General features: G+C 29.9%; 22 protein-coding genes. 14 read left to right on the forward strand and 8 right to left on the reverse strand.

What is annotated here, in order from left to right:
* Window positions 1–107: 107 nt before the first annotated feature.
* On the reverse strand, window positions 108–4325 hold the full coding sequence (locus tag MPF19_RS13770; RefSeq protein WP_249988671.1) for a two-component regulator propeller domain-containing protein: 4218 nt from the start codon (window positions 4323–4325) through the stop codon (window positions 108–110).
* Window positions 4326–6102: 1777 nt separating this feature from the next.
* Between MPF19_RS13770 and MPF19_RS13775 the strand changes: the two genes are divergently transcribed.
* From MPF19_RS13775 to MPF19_RS13795, 5 genes are all read left to right on the forward strand, one after another.
* Window positions 6103–7020 carry a response regulator transcription factor gene (locus MPF19_RS13775; RefSeq protein ID WP_249988672.1) on the forward strand — a complete coding sequence of 306 codons (918 nt, stop codon included), beginning with the start codon at window positions 6103–6105 and terminating at the stop codon, window positions 7018–7020.
* A 205-nt stretch (window positions 7021–7225) separates the two neighbouring features.
* Window positions 7226–8056 carry an RteC domain-containing protein gene (locus MPF19_RS13780; protein WP_249988673.1) on the forward strand — a complete coding sequence of 277 codons (831 nt, stop codon included), beginning with the start codon at window positions 7226–7228 and terminating at the stop codon, window positions 8054–8056.
* A 302-nt stretch (window positions 8057–8358) separates the two neighbouring features.
* Window positions 8359–8643, forward strand: a complete 285-nt coding sequence (locus MPF19_RS13785; RefSeq protein WP_249988674.1) for a helix-turn-helix domain-containing protein — start codon at window positions 8359–8361, stop codon at window positions 8641–8643.
* Window positions 8644–8646: 3 nt separating this feature from the next.
* Window positions 8647–9387, forward strand: a complete 741-nt coding sequence (locus MPF19_RS13790) for a hypothetical protein (protein WP_249988675.1) — start codon at window positions 8647–8649, stop codon at window positions 9385–9387.
* Window positions 9371–10033 carry a P-loop NTPase family protein gene (locus tag MPF19_RS13795; RefSeq protein WP_249988676.1) on the forward strand — a complete coding sequence of 221 codons (663 nt, stop codon included), beginning with the start codon at window positions 9371–9373 and terminating at the stop codon, window positions 10031–10033. Before MPF19_RS13790 ends, MPF19_RS13795 begins: the two co-directional genes overlap by 17 nt.
* Window positions 10034–10132: 99 nt before the next feature.
* Here the strand turns inward: MPF19_RS13795 and MPF19_RS13800 are convergent, their stop codons facing one another.
* On the reverse strand, window positions 10133–10768 hold the full coding sequence (locus MPF19_RS13800) for an N-acetylmuramoyl-L-alanine amidase family protein (RefSeq protein WP_249988677.1): 636 nt from the start codon (window positions 10766–10768) through the stop codon (window positions 10133–10135).
* Window positions 10769–10956: 188 nt separating this feature from the next.
* Here MPF19_RS13800 and MPF19_RS13805 point away from each other — a divergent pair, with 188 nt between their 5' ends.
* The 9 genes from MPF19_RS13805 to MPF19_RS13845 all read left to right on the forward strand — a co-directional run bounded on the left by MPF19_RS13805 (window position 10957) and on the right by MPF19_RS13845 (window position 18130).
* Complete coding sequence (locus tag MPF19_RS13805) at window positions 10957–11244, forward strand: hypothetical protein (protein WP_208889846.1); 288 nt, start codon at window positions 10957–10959, stop codon at window positions 11242–11244.
* 2 nt (window positions 11245–11246) lie between these two features.
* Window positions 11247–11531, forward strand: coding sequence for a VirB3 family type IV secretion system protein (locus MPF19_RS13810; protein WP_249988678.1), 285 nt, complete (start codon window positions 11247–11249; stop codon window positions 11529–11531).
* Window positions 11518–13920 (forward strand): TraG family conjugative transposon ATPase, encoded by a 2403-nt coding sequence (locus MPF19_RS13815; RefSeq protein ID WP_249988679.1) that lies wholly within the window; start codon window positions 11518–11520, stop codon window positions 13918–13920. Before MPF19_RS13810 ends, MPF19_RS13815 begins: the two co-directional genes overlap by 14 nt.
* A 4-nt stretch (window positions 13921–13924) precedes the next feature.
* A complete protein-coding gene (locus MPF19_RS13820; protein ID WP_502925190.1) occupies window positions 13925–14506 on the forward strand; it encodes a conjugal transfer protein in 582 nt (193 codons plus the stop codon).
* Window positions 14507–14508: 2 nt separating this feature from the next.
* The gene (locus MPF19_RS13825; RefSeq protein ID WP_249988680.1) at window positions 14509–15351 is read left to right on the forward strand and encodes a hypothetical protein; all 843 of its coding nucleotides are present in this window, start codon (window positions 14509–14511) and stop codon (window positions 15349–15351) included.
* 11 nt (window positions 15352–15362) lie between these two features.
* The gene (locus tag MPF19_RS13830) at window positions 15363–15977 is read left to right on the forward strand and encodes a conjugal transfer protein TraK (RefSeq protein ID WP_249988681.1); all 615 of its coding nucleotides are present in this window, start codon (window positions 15363–15365) and stop codon (window positions 15975–15977) included.
* A 2-nt stretch (window positions 15978–15979) separates the two neighbouring features.
* A complete protein-coding gene (gene traM / locus MPF19_RS13835) occupies window positions 15980–16909 on the forward strand; it encodes a conjugative transposon protein TraM (RefSeq protein WP_249988682.1) in 930 nt (309 codons plus the stop codon).
* The gene (locus MPF19_RS13840; protein ID WP_249988683.1) at window positions 16906–17760 is read left to right on the forward strand and encodes a DUF4138 domain-containing protein; all 855 of its coding nucleotides are present in this window, start codon (window positions 16906–16908) and stop codon (window positions 17758–17760) included. The genes traM and MPF19_RS13840 overlap by 4 nt, the downstream gene beginning before the upstream one ends.
* A gap of 70 nt (window positions 17761–17830) precedes the next feature.
* A complete protein-coding gene (locus MPF19_RS13845; RefSeq protein WP_249988684.1) occupies window positions 17831–18130 on the forward strand; it encodes a hypothetical protein in 300 nt (99 codons plus the stop codon).
* 7 nt (window positions 18131–18137) lie between these two features.
* Here the strand turns inward: MPF19_RS13845 and MPF19_RS13850 are convergent, their stop codons facing one another.
* From MPF19_RS13850 to MPF19_RS13875, 6 genes are all read right to left on the reverse strand, one after another.
* The gene (locus MPF19_RS13850) at window positions 18138–19718 is read right to left on the reverse strand and encodes a type IV secretory system conjugative DNA transfer family protein (RefSeq protein ID WP_249988685.1); all 1581 of its coding nucleotides are present in this window, start codon (window positions 19716–19718) and stop codon (window positions 18138–18140) included.
* Between the two features lie 9 nt (window positions 19719–19727).
* Window positions 19728–20759, reverse strand: a complete 1032-nt coding sequence (gene mobB / locus MPF19_RS13855) for a MobB family relaxase (protein ID WP_249988686.1) — start codon at window positions 20757–20759, stop codon at window positions 19728–19730.
* An 11-nt stretch (window positions 20760–20770) separates the two neighbouring features.
* A complete protein-coding gene (locus MPF19_RS13860) occupies window positions 20771–21151 on the reverse strand; it encodes a BfmA/BtgA family mobilization protein (RefSeq protein ID WP_249988687.1) in 381 nt (126 codons plus the stop codon).
* Between the two features lie 429 nt (window positions 21152–21580).
* On the reverse strand, window positions 21581–21778 hold the full coding sequence (locus MPF19_RS13865) for a hypothetical protein (protein ID WP_208889854.1): 198 nt from the start codon (window positions 21776–21778) through the stop codon (window positions 21581–21583).
* Window positions 21779–21799: 21 nt separating this feature from the next.
* Complete coding sequence (locus MPF19_RS13870; protein WP_203394996.1) at window positions 21800–22180, reverse strand: DUF6876 family protein; 381 nt, start codon at window positions 22178–22180, stop codon at window positions 21800–21802.
* Between the two features lie 76 nt (window positions 22181–22256).
* Window positions 22257–22613: a single-stranded DNA-binding protein gene (locus MPF19_RS13875; RefSeq protein WP_249988688.1), complete on the reverse strand. Its 357-nt coding sequence runs from the start codon at window positions 22611–22613 to the stop codon at window positions 22257–22259.
* Between the last annotated feature and the right edge of the window lie 310 nt (window positions 22614–22923).

Consider the following 22923-nt stretch of genomic DNA (forward strand, 5'->3'; position numbering starts at 1 on the left):
TATTTACCTACAAAAATAGTGTTACATCTAGTTTTTAAAATTATAATAGCGTATCACATCCTTATAAAATAGTTTTTAAAACCCGTTATAACAAGCTTTAAGAGTATCTACTCTTGTGAACTTTTATACTCCTTTGGGCTACAACCATATGCTTCTTTAAAACACCTAGAGAAATAACTTGCCTCTTTAAAACCAGATAAAAAAGCAACTTCAGACATTTGAAATCTTTCATCTAATAAAAGTTGAGCAGCATATTTTATACGTATTGATTTTATAAAATTATTTGGAGTAAGCCCTGTAAGTACTTTAACTTTTCTAAATAATTGAGCTCTACTTACACCTACCTGAGTTGCCAAAGATTCTAATGTTAATTGTTGCTCTTGTATGTTTTCTTCAACTGCTTTTTTAAGTTTTGTTATAAATTGTTCATCAATAGAAGTTACCGTTATTCTAGAAGGTTCTAAAATGTTTTCATTCTGAAAAGTTAAACGTAGTTTTTCTCTATTCTTAATTAAATTATTAATATTAGCTATTAAAATTTCGCTATTAAAAGGTTTAGTTAAATAAAGATCTGCGCCAGATTTTACGCCATCTACAACTTGATAATCGAAAGACTTAGCTGTTAAAAGTATAACAGGAATATGACTGGTATCAAAATTATTTTTTACGCTTTTACAGAGTTCTAGTCCATCTATTTCTGGCATTACAACATCACTAATAATTAAATCTGGAATCTCTTCTTTTATCAATTCTATACCTTCCAAACCATTGTTTGCGGTATATACATTATAAAAATCTTTAAGGATACTTTTTAAATAAAATCGTAACTCATCATTGTCTTCCACCACTACAACATTATATTTTTTTGGTGGTAATATTACTTCAGACTTATCTTTTAAAATAGGCACATCTGCGGAAACTACTTCTTCTAACTTTTCTATCTTTTCTGAATCAAATAAAAGCGGTTTATACAAATCATCATTCTTTGGTAAAAGAATAATAAAAGATGTTCCCTTATTTTTAATACTTTTAATTAAAATTGTACCAAAATGCATTTCAGTAAGTTGTTTTACCATATATAAACCAATTCCCGTTCCTGAGTTTATACTTTTATCTTGATAAAATCTTGTAAAAATGTCTTGTAAAGATTCAGCAGAAATACCTTCACCATTATCTACTACTTTAATATATATATGGTTATCTAGAGTAGATAAGTCTTTTGTACCACTAATTAGCTTGTATTTTAATAATTTGTATAGCTTTTTCTCATTATTAAACTCGCCTAAAGAGATTCTTATTTTACCTCCATTTCTAGTTGCTTTAAAAGCATTGGATAGAATATTATAAACTATCTTTTCTATTTTATCCGCATCATAATACATAAAAAGAGCGGATTTTGGAAGCTTAATAATGTATTTAATATTTTTTATTTTAGAATGATATACAAAAGAATTACTAATAGAAATTAAGGTTTCTACAATATTAGATTTTGATATTTTTAAATTCATTTTACCATACTCATGCTTTCTAAAATCCATAATTTGATCTATTAACCTACTTAACCGATCTACGTTATTTTGTACAATATTAAAAAGTTCTTTGTTTTTACTATAAACGTCTTTTTTATTAATTAAGTTTTTTATAGGGTCTATTATTAATGATAATGGCGTACGGAGTTCATGCGATAAATTTGTAAAAAACACCAACTTAGACTCGTATAATTCTTGTAAATTATTACGTTCTATTTCTTTAATTTTTAATACATTATTGTTGTCTCTAATTTTTAAAAGAATATATAAAAAAGAAAATATAATTAAAAAACCTATTAGATACCAAGTAAGAATCATCCACCAAGTTAGATACCAGGCAGGTAAAATAACAATGTCTAATTTAAGTTTTTTTGGATTCCATACCCCATCATTATTAGTTCCTTTTAAAATAAAATTGTAATGTCCTTTTGGTAGATTGGCATAATTAATAGACCTTTTATTTCCTAAAAAAATCCAATCTTTATCTATACCTATCAATTTACATTTATAAAGATCATTAGAAGAAAAAGCTAAGTCTAAAGATCCAAATTCCAATCCCAATGTATTTTGATTAGCATTTAATAGTATTTTCTTTGTAAAAGAAATATCCTTTTTTAATATACTTGTTTTATCATTTACCTTAACTCGCTTTCCATTTATAAGTAGCTTTGTAAATACCATATTTGGGTGATAATCACTTTTCTTTAATTTCACAGAAGGGTTGTATATATTCAATCCTTTCGCACCTCCAAAAAACAAATCACCTTGTTTTCCTTTATACACGGAATTTCCATTAAACTCTAAAGATTGTAAACCATCTTTGAGGCCGTATCTCTCAAGCTCTTTTGAGTCAAAATTATATGTAAACAGTCCATTATTAGAACTAATCCAAAGATTATTAGGTTCTTTATCATATATCAATCCATACACATAACTAGCCCCAATATTTAAAGAATCTAAAGAACTATTTAAAGAAGGAAAAGGAGCAATCATTTTTTTATTAATATCTAAATCACATACTCCAAAATTTGTACCTACCATAATGTGCCCTTTCTCAACTTCACAAATTGAGTACACTTCATAGTTCTCTAAAAATTTTTTGTATTGAGGTGCTACTTTAATCACCTTAAAATCTAAAGGTTTACCGGTATAGGCAAAAAGCGATGATTGTGTATTGTAATCATTATAATCTAAATAAACAATCATCCCATTTAAAGTTCCAAACCAAATTCTATCATTTTTATCTAAAAAGATAGCATAAATAGTTTTATTATCTAAAGACGTTCCTATAGAAGTATTGGTTAACTTTTTAGTTTCTCCTTTAATAGAATGAACAAACAATCCATTTTCTGTACAAATCCATTTATTCCCTAAAGAATCTTCTGAAATGGCAAATATGCTCTCTCCTGATAAAAGATTAGCTTCTTTGCCCTTAAACTTATCAAGAAGAGTTTTTTGAGTAAGTTTCTTGTTTTTATTCAAAATAAAGATTCCATTTTGGGTTCCTATCCAAATGTCTTTATTTTTAGCTTGAATAATACTTCTTATGTGTCCAAGAGCATAATTTACATCTGACTTAATTGCAATAGCAGTTCCTTTTCCAATAACAAACAGCCCTTTACCCCTAGTACCAACCCATACATTTCCTTGTACATCTTGTAATAAACCGTGAACATTTACAATTTCAGACTCCCCAATGGCATCTCCTTTTATATAATCAATAACTTGAAATCTTTTACTTTTTGTATTAATGGTGTTAATACCCGCATCTGTGCCTACAAATAACAGTCCTGAGGAATCTTCATAGAATGAACGAATAAAATCATTTTTTAGAACATTTTTTCTATTTATTTTGTATCTATAATTTTGCCAAGTTTTAGTGTTTTTTTCATAAAAATAAAGACCTTCTCCTTCTGTACCTATCCAAATATTACCGTTTATATCTTCTAAAAAAACATTAATTTTTTCTAATTCTGGCCAATTATCATAAAGATGAGAAACTTCTTTAAATACAATCTCATTCGCTTCTTGTATATTGGTATTCTTTAAATTATCTAAATATATTTTTCCTTCAGAAAATAATAACAACTCACCTAAATCATTTAAATAAATATAATTACAATTCTTCAATATTTTTTTATTCTCAGAACTAGTTGTTAATTCTTTAGCTATATCACTAGTTATATCTATAAAATAAAGACCTTTTGAACTACGAATTATTGCCCCTCCAGGTATCTTACATATTTGATGCACTTCAGGATTATCAATAAGTTCTTTACTCTTTTCAAAACTAAATGCTTGTATAGAAAATGCGCCATCTAACTTAGGTTTTACAGTAAACAAACCATTTGAAGTACCCATTAAAATTTGCTTAGTTACACTATCAACATGTATACTAGTAATATAATTACTAAATTCTGAATTGATTTCTGAAGGAAATAAATAAGAAAACTCTTGAGTCTCTTTATTGAAAAAGTTTAATCCATTTTTGGTTCCTATTATAAGGTAGTCTTCAAATTCATTTACGTCTGTAACCCAAGGATTACTCAATCCTCTATTACTATTAAATGTACTACCATATATTTCAAAATCAGATCCATTATACTTATATAATCCATCCATTTTACCTAACCAAAGAAAGCCTTCTTTATCTTTATATATAGCAGAAGCCGGATTATTAGTAATGTTTATTTCATTATTAAGTACACCAATCTTATAATCTAAACTTTGTGCACAACTAAACTGTGATATTATTACGATAATAAAAGTAAAAAAAACTTTATTTTTTAATCCCATTCTTTTAAAGTTTTTAAAGGTCAATAATTAGTTCTTTCTATTTTTTTTACTGGACTTTCAAATAAATTTAAACCTATTTCAGTTAAGCTATATTTTTAATATTTTGTATCAAGTTCATTAATCAGTAGTCCTATGTAAAAATGGTATTAAATAAGGACCTCTCCTTCAAGCTTTTCTTAATTCTTATAACTACCATAAACTTCTATACTCTTATCAAAAACAACTTAAATTCTTTCTTCAAAAAAAATCTTAGTGTTTTACAAAACAGAAAAGGTTTGATTTTAAGTCAAATAAAATGTTTTCACTAGTATATCATAGATTTACAGATGCTTTCACCGGACATCTACATGATTCAGCAACTTAACAATTAGTAAATTGTTTAGTTCCTATATTACTTTATTAATTTTTATTTACCCCTGTTATTTATTGAATTTCAATAAATATTTCTTTCTAATTATGAAAGCCTCTACTAAGTTTTACGCCTCTACCGGCCAAATATATTCATTTCTTACATATAAAATTATAAAACCAATATAAAAAGCACTTTTTCACACATCAGGCTTACTTAAATAAATACACCGTAATAAAATTATATTATCAAACTTATTTCTATAATAAAAAAACAACTATGATTTGGTACAAAACACCTAGTTTAATTAAAACAAAATTGTATTCTTAAGAATATGAATTCCTACTTTTCTAATATTAATATAAAAAGTATTGCCCCCCGTTTATAGAAACATATTATTAAATTAGTAAAGCCACAATATATATTTAAATTACAAATTATACCTTCACTTAAAATACCATAACTTTATCTAAAATATCATCAATATCTTATTTCATAAAATTAGATTGATACAAAATAGTAGTTTTTATTGAAGAGTTTCTATATAACTTTTGAAGCATTTGAATTATATTTTTATCTCTGAAATATTTCCTAAACGATGACGAGCTATGAGCATCCTTAGTTTTTTATCAATACTAGCTTTATCTGCTACCATTTTCAAACATCTATTAAAGTTTCTTGTTGCAATCTTTATTCTGGTTTTTAAACACCTATCATCTTCTAGATCCCACCCACTCTTCTATCTCTTTAAAAAAATAAACTGTTTCCTTTTTTTTCTAACGGACTAAGAATACCCTTTACTTTAGTTGGTGTTTTTAAAGAAATTAATTTATTTTTTTGTCCTATTTTATAAGGTAATATCCCCTAAGAAGTCCTTATTCTTCAATAATAAAACATCTCTAACTCTAATTCGGGCAAAATAAAAATTAAATATAGAAAAATCATTTATACTCTTTACTTTAAATATAAAAAATACATTTTTTCTCAATATCAACGTCTTTTTAAAGCCAATAAAATATCTTCAAATTTGAGAACTTCTTAAATGGATATTTTTTTTTTAACCGAAGCACTTCAAAAATAAAAACCTAATTAATTGGTCATTCTGTTATAAAAATAACATCCGTCTAACGAATACAAAACTTCACATATTCTAAAATACTTTTCTTTGTTTTTTCATTGTCATTGATAAACGTTATATTTATAGAGTAAAAGCAAACTCCTAATACTTATTCTTCAAACTCTTACAACTTGTAAAACTATTGAAGAAGTAGATTATAAAATTCTCCCAACTGAAACAAATACTAACATTACCCATTTCCTAAAAAATGCTAATATTAGTTTTGATTATAAAATTGAACGTTTATTAAAAAAATAGAGCAATAGATTCAGAAGAGCGAAAATTGCTAGAAAAAAAGATTAAAAACACTAATGTTTGGAACTTCAATACATTGGACAACATTCTTCTATCTATTAATAGATACAGCCATCGTTTTGTATACACTTTACCTATCCTACAAGAAAAAACACAGTACCTTAAAACGTTTTATTTATCTTGGTTTTTCTTTTATTGCCTATAATATCTCTGGTGGGTTTCTTCCTATAGATAATTTCCCAGGCCCCTTAATTATTCAATACATTATTACTTATAGCGTAGCAATTTTCTTATGCCTATATATCATTTATTACCTTTACAAAGAGTACGATATTGTCGTATTGAAATACAACTTAACCCTAAGAAAAGTCGTATTAATTACAAGTTTTGGTTTTATTCTGTTGTTTTTATTGCCCTATTTTATTTGCGGGTCCTTGAATATTTCCAGATATCTTTTTACAATTCCCATTTCTATTTTTGCTTTTGAATTTCTTATTATTTTCTATAGAAACATTTCTAAACCTTCCAACTCTAATACTTTTATTTTAAGAAGAAATAAACTTTCTACGTTAAGCCTTGCAAGTATAGCCTTACTACCTGTTTTCACAATCATTGGAGACTACCAATGGATAACATTTACGTTAATGAATACTGCCTTTTATGCTATAACGATCATGGAAATAGATCGGTATTTATATTTTCTTAAAAACAATACCAAAATGTTTGAAATATTTGCTTTTAATAAAAAACAACGCGATGATTCCGTAAAACATAAAATAATATATGAAGATTTAACAAGAAGGGAGATTGAAGTTGCGTTATCTATGCTGAGTGAATTAAATTATAAAAATATTGCTAAGGAGCTATTTATCCAAGAAAACACAGTATCAAAACATGCTTCCAATATTTTCAAAAAAACGGGTGTAAAAAACAGAAGTGAATTCTTAAAACGTTTTTTTAATAAGGAGAAATAACTATTTATCTCTTAGTACTTTTAATAGTAAAAACATAAATCCGTAGAAAAATACGGAGTATCCGTAAAGATATACGGAAAAATTTCTAGTATCCTTTTGTGAAAAAACTAATTTCGAAGAATATTTATAAAATCGTAAGGAAAAATAAAAACTTCCCCCTTATCAAATGTTCTTTATTATGTTTCCAAGCATAAAAAAACTATTTATGAATTCAATATCACCAACTTCTAATCTGATAAAAAATTTGAATGAAATAAAAATTCAAAATTCAGACATCTTACAAAGAGCTAATTGTTCTATAAAAATATGTAATAATTTATTAAGTTTTTATAAAAAGAAAATACTTCTTAAAAAATTTCAAACAGTACCAGAAGAAATAAAATTCTTCAAAGAGACCAAACAAATTCCGCTTATTCAACTTATTTACTTTTCAGAAATTAGGTCTTTTGAAATTCAATTACCTAAAGCTGATAAGGGTGAACAATTAAAATTTATAAAGAGAAAAATTAGTCAACTTAACCAATTCTTTCTTTTCAATCTTGATTTTGGACGTTATGTAGATTCCGGTGCAACTCATTTTGACAAAGAATATTACACCAGAGAATATCTGGGAAAATATCATATTACCACCTCAATTTTTTATTTTCAAGATCCTGATTTTTGCACACCAAGAGATATGCTATTAGGAAAATATAAGGCGTACAATTCCCTAGTTCACTATTTTGAAAAGAAAAAGTATATCATTAAAAATAACCTGAATGGAACACATGCTGTTATAAAAGCTAAAATACATTGGCCATTTAATAACACAAATTATGTAGAATTACTTTATGCGCTACTTGCAAAAGGTTTAGGAAGGAAAAACAATATGAGTATCATTAAAGTATCTGAATATCTTGAGCAAATATTTGATATTACACCTAAAGATATTTACAAAACTTATCAAGATATCAAAAATCGAAAAAAAAGCAGAACTTTATTTCTAGATGAACTATCAAGAGGAATACTATCTGAAATGAATAAAAGTGAAGAATAACTTCAACTATTTCTTGTAATTTCTATCTTTAAAAAGAACGTAATACGGTTTACCTACGGACATCTCATTTCTACTCCAAATTTATCCTAATATGATGTGACTCTGGTAATTAAAACCAGTAAATCTCCCTAAAATAGACTCCAAAGCCTATACTTTTCTAAATGTTAAATTTTAACCGTACTACGGTTATCATGGGGTAGAAAACACAATAAAAGGGCACAAATTTGTAGATGTAAAATTAAACCAAGTCAGGAATAGCTAAATAAATTGACCGCAGTTCCTTTCTCTAAAACCGTATTATTATGCCTACAAGTATTATTACCACAGACGATCTTCTAGAATTCAAACTGGAATTACTAGATGACATTAAAAACCTTTTAGTAAAACAATCTAAAGGAAAACTAAAAAAATACCTAAAATCATCTGAAATTATGGATTTACTACAAATAAGTCCTGGTACACTTCAGAATCTCCGCATTAATGGGACTTTACCCTATACCAAAATAGGAGGAATTATCTTCTATGAAGCAGAAGAAATTCAAAGTGTTATGACAGCAAACCGTGTGCATCACATGATAAATTCTTAGGATATGAATTATATCAAATTACTAAATGCAGCCTTCGGAAAATTCTTTTTTGATGATCGCCTAAATCCTACACACATCAGTCTGTATATGGCACTATTCCTAGAATGGAATAGTTGTCGTTTTGCAGATGATTTCTATATAAATCGAAGGGATTTAATGGTTGCTTCTAAGATTGGGTCAAAATCTACATACCATAGATGCCTAAGAGACTTAAATTCCTGGGATTATCTGTTTTATTTCCCTTCCAAAAACCCTTATAAAGGAAGTAAAATTAAGATGGTTATTATTGAGACTAAAATTGAAACACCTTCAGAACAGTACAATCCCATATTAGAACAACTAGCAGAACAGTACTGTTCTAGAGGTAAACCTGTTGAGGAACAAAACAGTCCCATCTATGAACCAGTAATCAACTCTCACAATCCCAAAGAAGGACAAGCATCAGTATCAAATATAAATAGTCTAAAACAAATAAACAATATAAAACCAAAGGACAGGCAGACCGTTGTTATTTTTTTTAAAGAATCATTTTTTAATCCTGATGAAGGAAAAAAATTCTTCGAATATTACGAATCTAGAAATTGGAAAACGAGTGATGGAAATGAAATTCGAGATTGGCGGGCTTTAGCGATTAACTGGATGAATAGAACCAAAGTTTTCGGCATAAAAAATAAAAAACAGGTATCCCAATTCAAGGACAACTTAAGAACTACTAAAAACAAAAATTATGGACAACCCCTCTAAAATAACCGAAGGAAGCGTAGAATATTCGCTTGGAGATTTTGATGGTAAAAACGTTATATACGATTTTGATAAAGTTTTGATATACTTAAACGCTAAAGGTAGATTGTTATTTGGTCGGCATTTCAAAATCTATAATGAAGACAAGGAAATTATTCGTAAACTATGCTACTATTACATCAAAGACAAAGAAAATTGTAAAAAATACGGAATTGATACAGACAAAGGAATTCTTCTTTCTGGTCCTATTGGTTGTGGTAAAACGACTTTAATGAAACTACTGAGACATTTGGTTCCGCTACAACTTCCTTATGAGATGATTCCGTGTAGAAATGTAACTTTCAGTTTTAATCATTTAGGTTTTAAAACCATTGAATCTTATGGCAACTCTAAATTTTTCTGTTTTGATGATTTAGGTATTGAACCAGCAGGAAGATTTTATGGCAAAGATTTAAATGTAATGGGAGAAGTCTTATTATCTCGCTATGAGCTTTACCTTCAAACCAAACATAAAATTAAAACACATGCAACTACCAATCTAAATGCCGAAGAACTCGAAGAACGTTACGGAAATCGAGTTCGCAGTCGAATGCGTGAACTATTCAATTTAATTGCATTTGATAAAGGAGCTGCAGATAAAAGAACTTAATTCAACCACGCAAACCTTTACACCATAAAATTATTTCCGAAATAAATTGTACAATAATTTTTTTTAAACTTTTCGTAACTTCTAAGAATAGGTATTTCATTATTTTATTTTTTTTAATGTGAACAAAATCGCTTGAGCAATCAATGCGATTTTTTGTTTGTTTGCAAAATAGCGACATTCATCCAAATTACTTAAAAACCCCAATTCTAATAATACAGCAGGATAATAATCTATTGATTCTCGTAGTACTTGAAAATTAGCAAACTTCACTCCCCTGCTTTCAAAACCCAATTGTTTTTTAAATACAGCTTGTAATTGAAATGCCAACCAGGTACTTTGTTTTGAATACTCCGATAAGTTTTTCCCTACATAAACTTCAATCCCTCTCGCATTTGGGGTATTAGAATGATTGCAATGCATCGAAATAAAAATATCCGCTTTTAATATTTTGCCTAATTTAGTTCTATCCGACAAAGAAATAAATGCATCTGTATATCGACTTAAATAGATATCCAATGGTTTTTCCAATTGCTTATTTTGTCTAAAAACCTCCAAAGCAACATTTAGTACCACATCCTTTTCTTTCATGTCATTTAATCCGATAGCTCCAGAATCATTTCCACCATGTCCAACATCAATAAGTATTCTTTTTTGTTTCACATTTTCCTGCCCAAAAATGACACACATTTTTAGTAACAAAAAGATAAAACTGACGTTTTTAAGCACTTTTTTCATTTCATTTTTCCGCTTATAAATATTTTATTTTTCAAAACTCATAGTGTTTGATGTCAAATAACAACAATTTAACTCAACTCACAACAAACAATATTTTTTAAATAAATAACTGATTATCAATTATTTAAAAACAAATATATGTAAATTTAAAATATCAAAAACAACCTTATAATTTAAAATATTTTAAAATGAAAAAATCAATTTATTTAGCAACTCTCTTATTATTACTCTCTACCTCACTTTCTGCACAAATTGGTGGTATTGAAGAATCCGTTGATGATGTATCCGATACTATAAGAACTATTTTCCCTATAATTCTAGGAGTTATTTTCTTAGTTGGTTTCCTATTTAACGCAGGGCACTTTTTCGGTGAAAATGCCGACCTAAAAAAAGGAATTACGCGTGTTTTAGTCTTTGTACTAATTGCTGGAGCAGTCGTAGGAATTTTCACGTATTTAATTGGAATAGTGGTCTAAAAATGAAAAAGTTAGCCACCTATAAAAATATTCGTAAAAGTGCGGAAATTTTCGGTTTACCTATTTCTCTTTTTGCATTAATGTTGATGGCCATACTTGCCACCCTTATGGTCATTATCTTTTCATTTAGCTTCTGGGTAATTATTGGTCTTTTAATTTTCAACGCTGCCTTATATGTCGCATTAATTCGAATAGTTCATCATCCTCAATTATTTCAAATATCTAAGGTCTTCCCAAAAATAATCTCTAACAAAAGAAATTCAGGTTTCAATTATGAACAAGATTAATCTTTCTACACACCATCCAATTGCAGATATTCAAGACAATATCATTTTTGCCAACAATGGTAATGTTGTCTTATGTTTTAAAGGGAATCTTCCAGAAATCTACTCTTTATCCGAAAAAGATTTTGAAGATATACATGCTGCTTGGTTTCAGTCTTTGAAATCGCTACCTGTAGGAACAATCGTTCATAAACAAGACATTTATCTCAAAAAAACATATACTTCAGAAAAACTACCAAACACCACATTCTTGGAAAAAGCAACAAATGCTCATTTTAAAGGACGTGAATATATAAACCACAATTGTTATTTATTTTTCATCTTAACCAAAAACAAAACATTAAACAATCCTAAATATGTAAATCCTTTCCGAAAGGTAACAAAGGGAATTGTACAAGAACTAGATGACAACGTAAAAAGCTTTACCAAATCGGTAACAGATGCTATTTCCTTTATTAACAATTGTAGAAAAACAACCTTTTTACCATTAGAAAAAGAGGAAATTCAACAACTTACTACCGACTATTTTAATGGTTTTAATAAAGGTTATGACACTGATATAGTACTTGATAAGAAAAACGTCAATATTGGCGAAAATTATTTTGATGCCCTTGCCATCAATAGCGAACTGTGCTTTGGCGAAAGTGTACAGAGTAGCAAAACCAATGAGAAATTCACTACAGATGATTTTGTATTTCATCAAGGGTTTATTGATGGTTTAGGGCTTACGCTAAATGAAAACCATATTGTAAATCAAATTATCTATTTAGACAACAAACACAAATGGCGCAAGCTACTTGATAAAAAAATAGAAGAACTTCATAAGAGTTCTAATTTCGGTTCACAAAACAAAGTACTTCTTGGCAAAATTCAGCACATTCTTGATCAAATTAATATGGATGATAATGCACGTATTGTACGTGGACATCTCAATATTATTTATTGGTCTAAGGATCTTAAAAATTTAGATAAAATAACCTCTAAAATAAAGACGGAATTTAAAGAACTAGATGTTACTCCTTATTACCCCAGAGGAGAAGAACGCAAAAATTATATATTAAATAGCTACTGTTGCTTTTCATCTAATTTTTCAAATAATGATGTATATGTTGCTGATTTAAAACACGCACTTTGCTTATTCATCAACAACAGTAATTACAAGTCTGATGCAACGGGTATCATTTTTAATACACGAGAAAATAACATTCCTGTTCTAAAAGATGTTTGGGACGAACGAAAAAAACGAATTAAAGCGAGAAACTTCGCCATTTTTGCCCCAACAGGAGAAGGAAAATCATTTTTAGCCAATAATATACTACGTCAATATTTTGAAAGTGGAGTTCGCTTAGTTATTATCGACTTGGGAGGTTCATACACCAAATTCGCAAAATTGTATCCAGAAAAATATACCGTACTCCGGTATGAAAGTGGAAAAAACTTAGGGATTAATCCTTTTTATATTAGTCACGTAAATGACTTAACTCCAGAACGTATTGAAGACTTGTCCGTATTTCTATTTGAACTTTTAGCTTCGGAGTTAAAAGCGACCAAAGCCCAATCCGTTTCCATCAAAAAGATACTAAGTCATTATTATAATAACACTTTAGAAAATCATTCTTTAGAAGGTTTCTGCAACTATATAGAATCGAACCAAAAAGACCTTTTGGAAAACCTCAAAATACATCCAGATTATTTCAATATCACCAATTTTTTACATGTAATGTCAGAATATGTTGGTAATGGTTTATACAGTTTTCTTTTCAAAGTAAGTGAAGACCAAACTTATAAAATTGAAGACAAACGTCTAATTGTTTTTGAATTAGATGAAGTCAAAGACAATAAAGAAATACTTTCTGTAATGTTAAAGTTGATAAAATCTGCTATTCAAAGAACCATTTGGAGAAACAAGGCTGAAAAAGGTATTATTCTTTTTGATGAATTTGCCAAGCAACTAAAATTTGAAAACGTTCTAGAAAGTGTAGAATTTTATTATCAAGCAATCCGAAAACAGAACGGTGCTATTGGTATTATTCTACAGTCTATCAATCAACTTCCTGATAATTCTACTTCTGCAAGTATTTTAGAAAACACGCAGGTTATCTATAGCCTGAACAACGAAAAAGGATATGCGGAATTGGTTAAAAGACTTCACCTTTCTAGCCATGATCTCAATCAGCTAAAATCAATCAAAAACAATCTATCTGGATTACGAAAATACACAGAAATGTTTATCAAAATTGGTAAAGAAAGTAACATTTTCCGTCTTGAAGTTCCCAGAGAAGTGTATGCTGCTTATCTCACAGATGGACAAGAAAACGACACCATAATGAAATTCTATGAAGAACATCAAAACATGGAAAAAGCAATTCTTCAATTCACTTCTAAAACCTAAAATTATGAAATCAAAAATGAAGTTTTTAATAATTACAATAGCCATAATGTTATTTATGTCTAACGGTGCCAACGCACAAGGACTACCCACCTATGATAATACCAATTTTGTAAGCCTGATAAAACAACTTGTAGAATCTGGCAAACAGACAGCTCAAATGATTAAATCTGTAAAATTTTTAAAAGATGCAAAGGAAAGTATCGAAAAGGTATCGAGTGTCGTTCAACAACTTAAAGCGGTTCAAGAAATTGCACAAAACAATCAGCGCCTTATCAATGTAATGCAACATGATTTACAAGACATCCTGAATTCCCCTTATATAAAACAAGAGGAAGTTACACAGGTTTCAAAATCATTTGATGCCATCATTCAAAATTCATTGGACACCGTCGATTTTATGGGCGAAATATTATCCAGTGATAATCTAAAAATGAGTGATGCAGAACGTGCGGAAGTCTTAAAAGAAAAAGAATTGGAATCAAAAGAAATGGTTTCCAATATTCAAACAAAAACAAAACGCTATAAAGATATTATTTCTTTCAGAAAAATGCAGGATAAAGTAAATCATCGAGAAACAGCATACTAAAAATGACCGCAACGATACTTTTAGGGATTGGACTGGAATACATCGATGCTGTATTTCAAACCATACAGAACAGCAGCTTTTCGCAATACACGATTGCCGGAATGAAAACGCTTGCTATTCTGTTTTTTTTAATCAATATCCTAAAAAAATACAATGAAGGCATTGCGGATAAAGACGGCTACACTTGGGGGTTAAGTCCTGGGGAACTCACAAAGAATTTTGCTATTGTTCTTCTAGTCATATTTTCGACACAAGTTCTTGGCTTCTTCGATAGCATCTTAGTTTCCATAGAAGCACAATATCGTGGTACAGCACCTGCTTTATTACCCTTGCAGATGCAAGATATCCCTATTGAAGAAGATGTTAGTATCATCGAGGTAGCACAAGCTGCTATGACGCTCTTATATGAAGCTCTAGTAACACCACTCTACGGATTCAAAATATTTGCATTTATTATAAGTCTCTTCCTTTGGATTTTAGATTTGTTCATTTATCCGCTATTCCTTGCAGAACGTTATTTTTTGTTAGGCATCATGCAAGCTTTTTTTCCATTAGTAATAAGCTTAGCTGTATTTGAAAAATTTAGATCTCTTGCTTATTCCTTTTTTAAGTTATATGCAGCTGTTTATATGCTAGTACCAGCGTTTTTTTTAGTCAATATATTTATCAATGCCATCTATACAGAAATCAATACCAATTTTTGGACAAATCTTTTTGGAACGGATGTAGGTCAAGGCTTTTTCGCCCCTGTAATTCAGCTTGGTTCTGTTGGTTTTATTGTCTTTTTAAAATTCAAGTTATATAGGCGTGCTACCTCTTTTACACTCCGATTGTTTAGCAACTAATACCAATCAACATGAAAACACCTTATAAGAATATATACAATGTATTAAAACTAAATCGATTCATCGTTTTGTTCGTAATCATTTGCTCTTTTGCATCCAGTACCTTTTCTGTTTGGATAGCTTATAATACTCATCAAAAATCGCTTAAAAGTGCCTTTGCCATCAATACTGATGGAAGTATAATTCCTTTAAAATTAGTGACTCAAAAAGAAAATTTTAAGGTGGAAGCATTGGCTCATTTAGAATTATTTCACAACTACTTTTATAATATTGATGCGAGTAACTACAAACAAAATTTAAAAAAAGCACTTTGGTTAGGTAATAGTTCTGTAGATAATCTTTATCGTCAGAAAAAAGCAGATGGCGTCTATAATCGATTATTGCAATATTCATTGGTACAAAAGGTAAGCACTATCCAATCAACATTAATCGAAAATAACAGTGTCTATAATTTTACAACTACTACCATTTTTAAAATCAATAGAGGCTCTATCACCGACACCTATGAATTGATTTCTTCTGGAAATCTAGTTATTGTTGCTCGGAACTTTCCCAATAACCCTCATGGATTATTGATTACTAACTACTTTGAAAATTCCTTAAAAAAGATACCTAATAGCGAATAATTATGAAACTAGAAAAAAATAAAATAGTATTTGTAGCTGTATTGGCTTTGATTTTCACATTTATTATCTCCTACTCTCTTTTGGTGATGGGTGAAGATGACGATAAAAATCAAAAACTTCAACAAACATTAATTCCTAATTTGGATGAAAACCAAAAAGAATACGATTCTAAATTGGAAGCACTGAATGATTTGAAAGAAGTTCGTGAGAATAATGCACCCAGTATTTATGATGAAAAACTAATTGATTCCCTCGGTTTTTATGACCCTAATTATGTAGAGAAGGAAAAACAGCGTATAGTCGATAGTATTTATGCCGCAGGAAAAATTCAGTATTCCGAAAAGAAATATCAAAACTTTGGAAAAAAGAAAGTTGCTAGAAAACAAAAGCAACATATTGACTCTGCTGAAATTAAGAGAGATCAAAAAACACAAGCCAAGGAAATCAGCTTAGAACATCAACTTTTCTTTGCAGCTGCTCCAAAGCCTACTGTAACTTCAATGGCTGCGAATACTGATAAATCCATACCTGTAGTCGTTGATGGAAACCAAATTGTAAAAGTAAATTCCAGATTAAGAATGCGACTTAGCAGAGCTACTATAATCAACGGAAAACGAATGCCCAAGAACACCTATGTTTTCGGATTCATAAGCTTTCAACCGAATCGAGTTTTGATTGAAATTGAGAACATCAATCACCATCCTACAAAACTCAAAGCTTTTGATTTACAAGATGGCAGTGAAGGAATATATATTGAAAATAATTTTCGCGCTGAAGCTAGTAATGAAGTTTTAGACGATATGATTACTGATATCAATATCCCAACTGTGCCAAAAATAAGTGGCATCAAGAAAATTTTTCAACGTAACAACCGCAATGTAAAAGTAACTGTACTCAATAATTATAAACTTATTTTAAAACCTAAACTATGAAAACATGTATTTTACTACTAATTATTGGGGTTTCAACTTTCCCTATTCAAATTTGCAGTGCACAAACTGAAATAAAAACACCAATAATCAAAGACACTCTTTATGCAAATGACACTAAAAATGTGGCATTGTTTTTCCCCAATCCCATACGCCAAGGTATTACAGGTTCAGAAAATTTTGTTTTTACTTTTAACCGAGAAAAAGAACAACATCTTGGATTATTACAGGCAAAACCAGGAAACGACAGTAATCTACTAGTAATCAGTAATAATGGATCAATTTTTTCGTATATTGTGAGGTATAAAAAGCAGCTGAATAAACTCAATTACTTCTTTGCTTTATCAAATAGTATTGGGAACGAAAAGCCATTAGTAAGTAATTCTATTAAGTCCGTAACTGCTAAAGATAGTATAGATAACAGAACGTATTATTACCAAAAATTCTGTTCTTACCTACTTAATATAAATCAGCGCATTGGTAGAATTAAGAAGAGAAACGAAGGCATTATTTTGAGTGTAGATAATATAGTTTTTGATAAAGAAGAACTTTATTATGTTATACAAATTAAGAATACCTCTAGACTAGATTACGATATAAATTTCTTAAAACTATCTGTAGAGACAAGACAAAAAGGGAAGAAAAAATCATTACAACGACTGTATAAAAACCCAATTTACACACAAAACACCCCCTTTAAAATAGCAGCAAATACAAAAATAAAATTCGTTTATGTTGTACCCAAATTTTCAATCTCTAATAACAGAAGAGTAATTTTAGAATTGAAAGAACAAAATGGCGAACGAAATATTGATTTGAAAATATCTCATAAATATATAAACAACCCAAATTAATACTATTATGAAAAATTTAGTCATTTACTCACTCGTACTTCTATTCATTTCCTGTTCAGAAAATAAAAACATGTCCCATTCTGAAACCGCGGAAATTGTTGCAAAAAGCTTTTTCTCGAAAGATGAAGCAACTTTAAAAAAACATACTACATCGGCAGGTTATAGCAGTTTAATCATGGGGCTCAATGTAATGCCAGATTCCGATAAAGAAATTGAAGTAGAAATCTTAGACGAAGCCATTGATGATGAAATTGCTTGGGTAAAGTATAAAACATCCTTCGATGGAAAGACAGGCATATTTAAGCTCATAAAAGAGAATGGTCAATGGAAAGTGACCAATAAAGCTCCAAGGGAAAAAGGTCCTTTTTAAGAGTTTTTTAATTAAAAATAGACCTAGCTTCTGCATAAATCTTCTCAAAATTGGCTGCTAAATTTGCATTAGAAAACTGTTGCTTTTCATCTGGAAGTCCTCTTTTAATTGACGGCAATTTAAACTGAACTTTTTTATCAGTTCCATCCGCATACGTAAAAAACTCACCTTGTTTTAATCGAAAGAAAGCGCTTGCCCTAACTTTTGGAACTTCCTTTTCTCCAGTAGTAATTCTTGTATCAAAATCTAAATTATAACCACGACTGATACTTTTTGTAGGATCTTTTATAATCTCGAAAAAACGTTCATAATATTTTGCAGTGTCTGGGTCATTGACCTTACCGAAAAATTGATAAGAAAGATTGCTTAAAATCGCTTTACTTGCTTTATCTCCATACATCATATCGTTTTGTATTTTGTCTTGCATCACGTAAATTGTAGCAATATTATAAGAACGTAACGTAGCAGGAATTCTGTGCATATTTAATAAACGTATCGTGGGAGCTTCTTCCATCAACAGGAAAGACGCTTTGGAATTCCGAACACTCATTTGTTTGGTTATTACATGAATAATCGTTGCAATTACTGGTGAATAACTCGTCTCAAATTTTGGATTATTCACTACAGAAATGATTGCAGGATTTTCTTTATTATTCAAATTTAAAGGCACTTCATCCTCCGATAAAACCATAAAAATACGCTGCGTACTAATTCGTTTCAACGCATTTGCCAATGTACTTTTTACACCTGCAGTCTGTCTTTCTGAATCCTTTCCACTGATAAAAGCATCCGCCATTGCTCTAGAAGTGATATTGGTTTCTAAAAACTGAATAAGGCTATCTGTGTCCAAATATTGATAAATTGCAATCAAATGCGGAAGTGTACAAAACTGAGGATAGCTTGTTTTTAATTTCCAAATCATTCCAGCAATCAAACCTTCAGCAGCATCATTAAAAAATTTTGTAGTTCCAGTAGTTCCAGATTCACGCTGTTCTAAAAGGTTTTCAATTAAAACTCTTGAAACTTCGTTTACACTTTCCTCATTTTCTAAATAACGTGGCGCAATCGGATTTACCCGATGGATAATGTTATCAAAGGAGATAATCTTAAAAGGAATATCGTTATCCTTAAAAAGTGGGTACGCTATTTCTGTCAATTCAAAATTCTTGTAATCGTGAATAACTCCACAAAAACCTTCTTTACTAAAGTGTTTTAGAAAACCATACACAACACTTTCCGTCTTTCCACTTCCGGCAGAACCAATCACTGAAGCACCGCGTTTAATGTTCTCAAGCTTAAACTTTCCATTTGTGGTGGCAAAGTTGACCTGATATTTAGTGTTTTCTTTTTTCAGTTTATCGGTTTTATGCAAAAATACATACATCACGATATTGATCAAAGTGAGTGGACAAACTACATAAAGTGCGAGAACTATAATTGGTGTTTCTTTGTGAAAACAATAGACTAACGCAGCCAACACACAAAAATTGAGAATAAATCCGAATTTAGTTATTCGATATATTCCAAAGAAAAGAATACTGGTAAAACCAATAATTACAAAGAATATTAAGAGATTGTCTAGTTGCATAATTTTAAATTAGATGCCGATTGAACTCGATTTGATAGCTACTTCTGCACCACGACGTAACTTGTTAAATATTTTTAATGCCAATTGTACTTGTGTCACCGGAATCTTTGGTAGCATCGGAATACCAGCTTTCCCTATTATTTTAAATGCCAATGCTTTTTCATTGGTCGGTAGCTTCATTAGTGAAGTAAAATAGATTTTCGGGTTTTTGAGAAAGTCTTTTCTAGCAACATACGACTCTACATAATTTCTTTGGTAAGCGAATGTTCTGTCAAAAGACTTTTCTGCATTTTCAAAAAAATGATTTCTATCAAAACCACGTTTCACCAACTTTCCGTGCATCTTAACTTCGGATGCTTTGTACTTACTTCCAGGTGAAAGGCTAATCGAATTGGAAGCATCTTTTCTGCTCACAATAATATGAATATGACTCTGGTCCCCTGCCTTTTTCATGCCTTGAACAATTCGTTTACCATCTTGTTGATGTGGTGCATGCTCTTCTAATTTTCTGATGTCTTTTTTCAAATTATTGACATTACCTTCTACCCTTCCCGATTCAATATTCCGGATTTCATTTTTTAGTTTTAATATTTTTGTGGCATACGGCTGGTTTTCTTTCACCTCTTTATCAGTTCCCTTAAATCTTCGTTGCTGTTCTATTTTTGCATAATACTTTATATCATTAATTGTAATCGGTTTTCCATTGATTTCTCTATTGAAAGAAGCCACATAATCTTTCATTATAGCTCTCGTATATTTTATTAAATCTTGATGATTGTTTTGTAATTTCTTCAATTCATATTTGGAAGGACTCACGGTAATCGAATAAAATTTAGGTTCATTTTTTTTGAGTTTCCCCGTATTTTTATCAATGCTGCTCACCACTTCTTCTGCAGAAATTTCGTCATCATATTGATTGAAAAAATGCTCCATACTTTCTTGATCTAAACCTTCATTTTCTTTCTCTAAATACTTTACAAAATCAGCTGAACTTTGCGAATAATTACCTCCAGTTTTTTGAGGTGTAATAGTGATATACATAACTCAAAATTTTATAGGTTGTTCATTGAATCTCCTTTTTCCTTAAAACGGATTTCCTTATTTTTATCGATCCCGTTTTTCTCTAGAATCAAGCCTTTTTTTGTAGGCTCCTGCACCTGAAAAAGCGATGCAATCATTGCAGCGGTAGGTTTCGTTTGTGTCTTTTCGACATCCTTCATAATGGCAATTACCGCATTAATCCGTTTCTTAATAGTTGACTCAATAGTCCTGCCTGTAGGTCCAAATTTTTCTTTTGGAGAAATTTCATTATAGAAGAAAAAATCAAGCATAGTTGCCATCGCTTCAGTATGTGATTTGAAGTGTGCTCTTGAAAATTTTTGAAAACGTTTTGCAGTTTCTTTTTTAAATCTAATTCCGATAAATGAGTTCATAATTCGCCGATTTGTCGCAAATTCTTCCCTAAAAGTAGGAGTTCACAGGTCATTTGTCGCAAATAGTTGTATATCAGTAAATTAAACTTTATGTAATTTACTGACATTCAGTGTTTTGAAAACAAAAAGAACGCCATAACATCGCACAGCGTGTTACCCTCTTGCTACTCCTTTTTGTCACGCTTTAGCGCGACAAATTTTTCGTACAATCTGGCTAAAAAGCCCATTGCCATTTTAGAAAATGAATTTCCAGTATGTTATTTTCGATGGGTATCGTTATCGGCGAAAGTAAAAATATGGATAACAATACTTAAAATTGAATGCTGATTTTCAAACATCTAAAGATACGTTTTTTTTATATAACAAGATTCAATAAACAGAAAAACACCTCCAAAAACTTAGAGGTGTCAAATAATTCAAATCAAAAAATTATATATTGAATACATACGTATAGGAATACAAATTCCGTTGTGCTTCTTCCGTTATCATAGCTTCAAAACAAGTATAATTTTTTCTTACATATTTGCGAATATCATCGCCAAATTTTTCTTCCACATCTTTTTTCGAATTTTCTAAAAGTCGATTTTGAGCCTCTTCACTCAAGTCTGTAAAATTTAGGTAAATCATAACTTTAAATTTTAAAATTGATTAATATTCGCTTGGTAGCATTAAGGTTCCGTCTATAAAAAACAACCTCAATTCATCCAATGGAAAATCTGTATAATTATAAGAATGAGATTCTAAAATAGTATCATTTCCATCACCATAATTTATAGTTGCTTCCTTACCTGTAGCATCCTGATTTTCTTTATTAAGTCTTTTAAAATCGATAGTAATAAAATAACTTTTATCAAGTAAACTTTTTGCAATTCCAGATGCATCTATAAGAAGCCAAAAGCAATTTGCTTTATTCACTAAATATAATATTCCTTCTGTATATTTTGTTCCGAGAATTGGAAGTGAATATATATTTTCAGAACCCGAAAATAATTGTAAATCGTGTTTTAGTGTTGTATGTTGTGTGTTCATTTTTTTCCTATTTAAGTTTATATTAAAATAAAAAGAGGACATTACTATACGGTAGAACATCCTCTTTACCTGCTAATTATTCAATAGCATTTTGTTCTCCTTTGATACCAAGCAATAGAATTTCATCTGCTACCACTTCCGTAACATATCGTTTTTCACCTTCTTTGGTTTCGTATGAACGAGACGTTAATTTACCTTCAATAGCAACTTCTTTTCCTTTGCCCACATATTCGGCTACTATTTCTGCAATTTTCCCCCATGCTACAATAGCATGCCATTGGGTATTTTGTACTTTTTCTCCATCTGAGTTTTTATAAAACTCATTCGTCGCTAATGAAAAATTAACAACTTTTTTCCCACTCTCTAGGGTCTTAACTTCGGGTACATTTCCTACATTCCCGATTAACTGTACTTTGTTTTTTAGTGTGCTCATAATAATAATATATTTAAAGATTAATTAAACCCAATCTGAACTATTCAGACAGTTTGTTATTATTTTTTTTTGAAGTGATTTACTTATTATATCTAGAGCGTTTTCCTTTTTTGTTTTTTTTGGTGCCGCTTCCTTTTTGATGTTTTTGTATGATTTCATAAGATTTCATTTTGATTTACTTCCCATAGTGCCTTCGCTGTTTCCTTTTTTTGTTGCTGATACATTTTCATTATTTTGAATTGAGAAAGACTTATAAAAAGTGAAGCGCAGCAAAACGGTTTATGCAGTCTGTTCAACTTCAAAATCTTGG

The organism is Polaribacter sp. Z014 (genome assembly GCF_023555435.1).
Classification (GTDB): Bacteria; Bacteroidota; Bacteroidia; order Flavobacteriales; family Flavobacteriaceae; genus Polaribacter.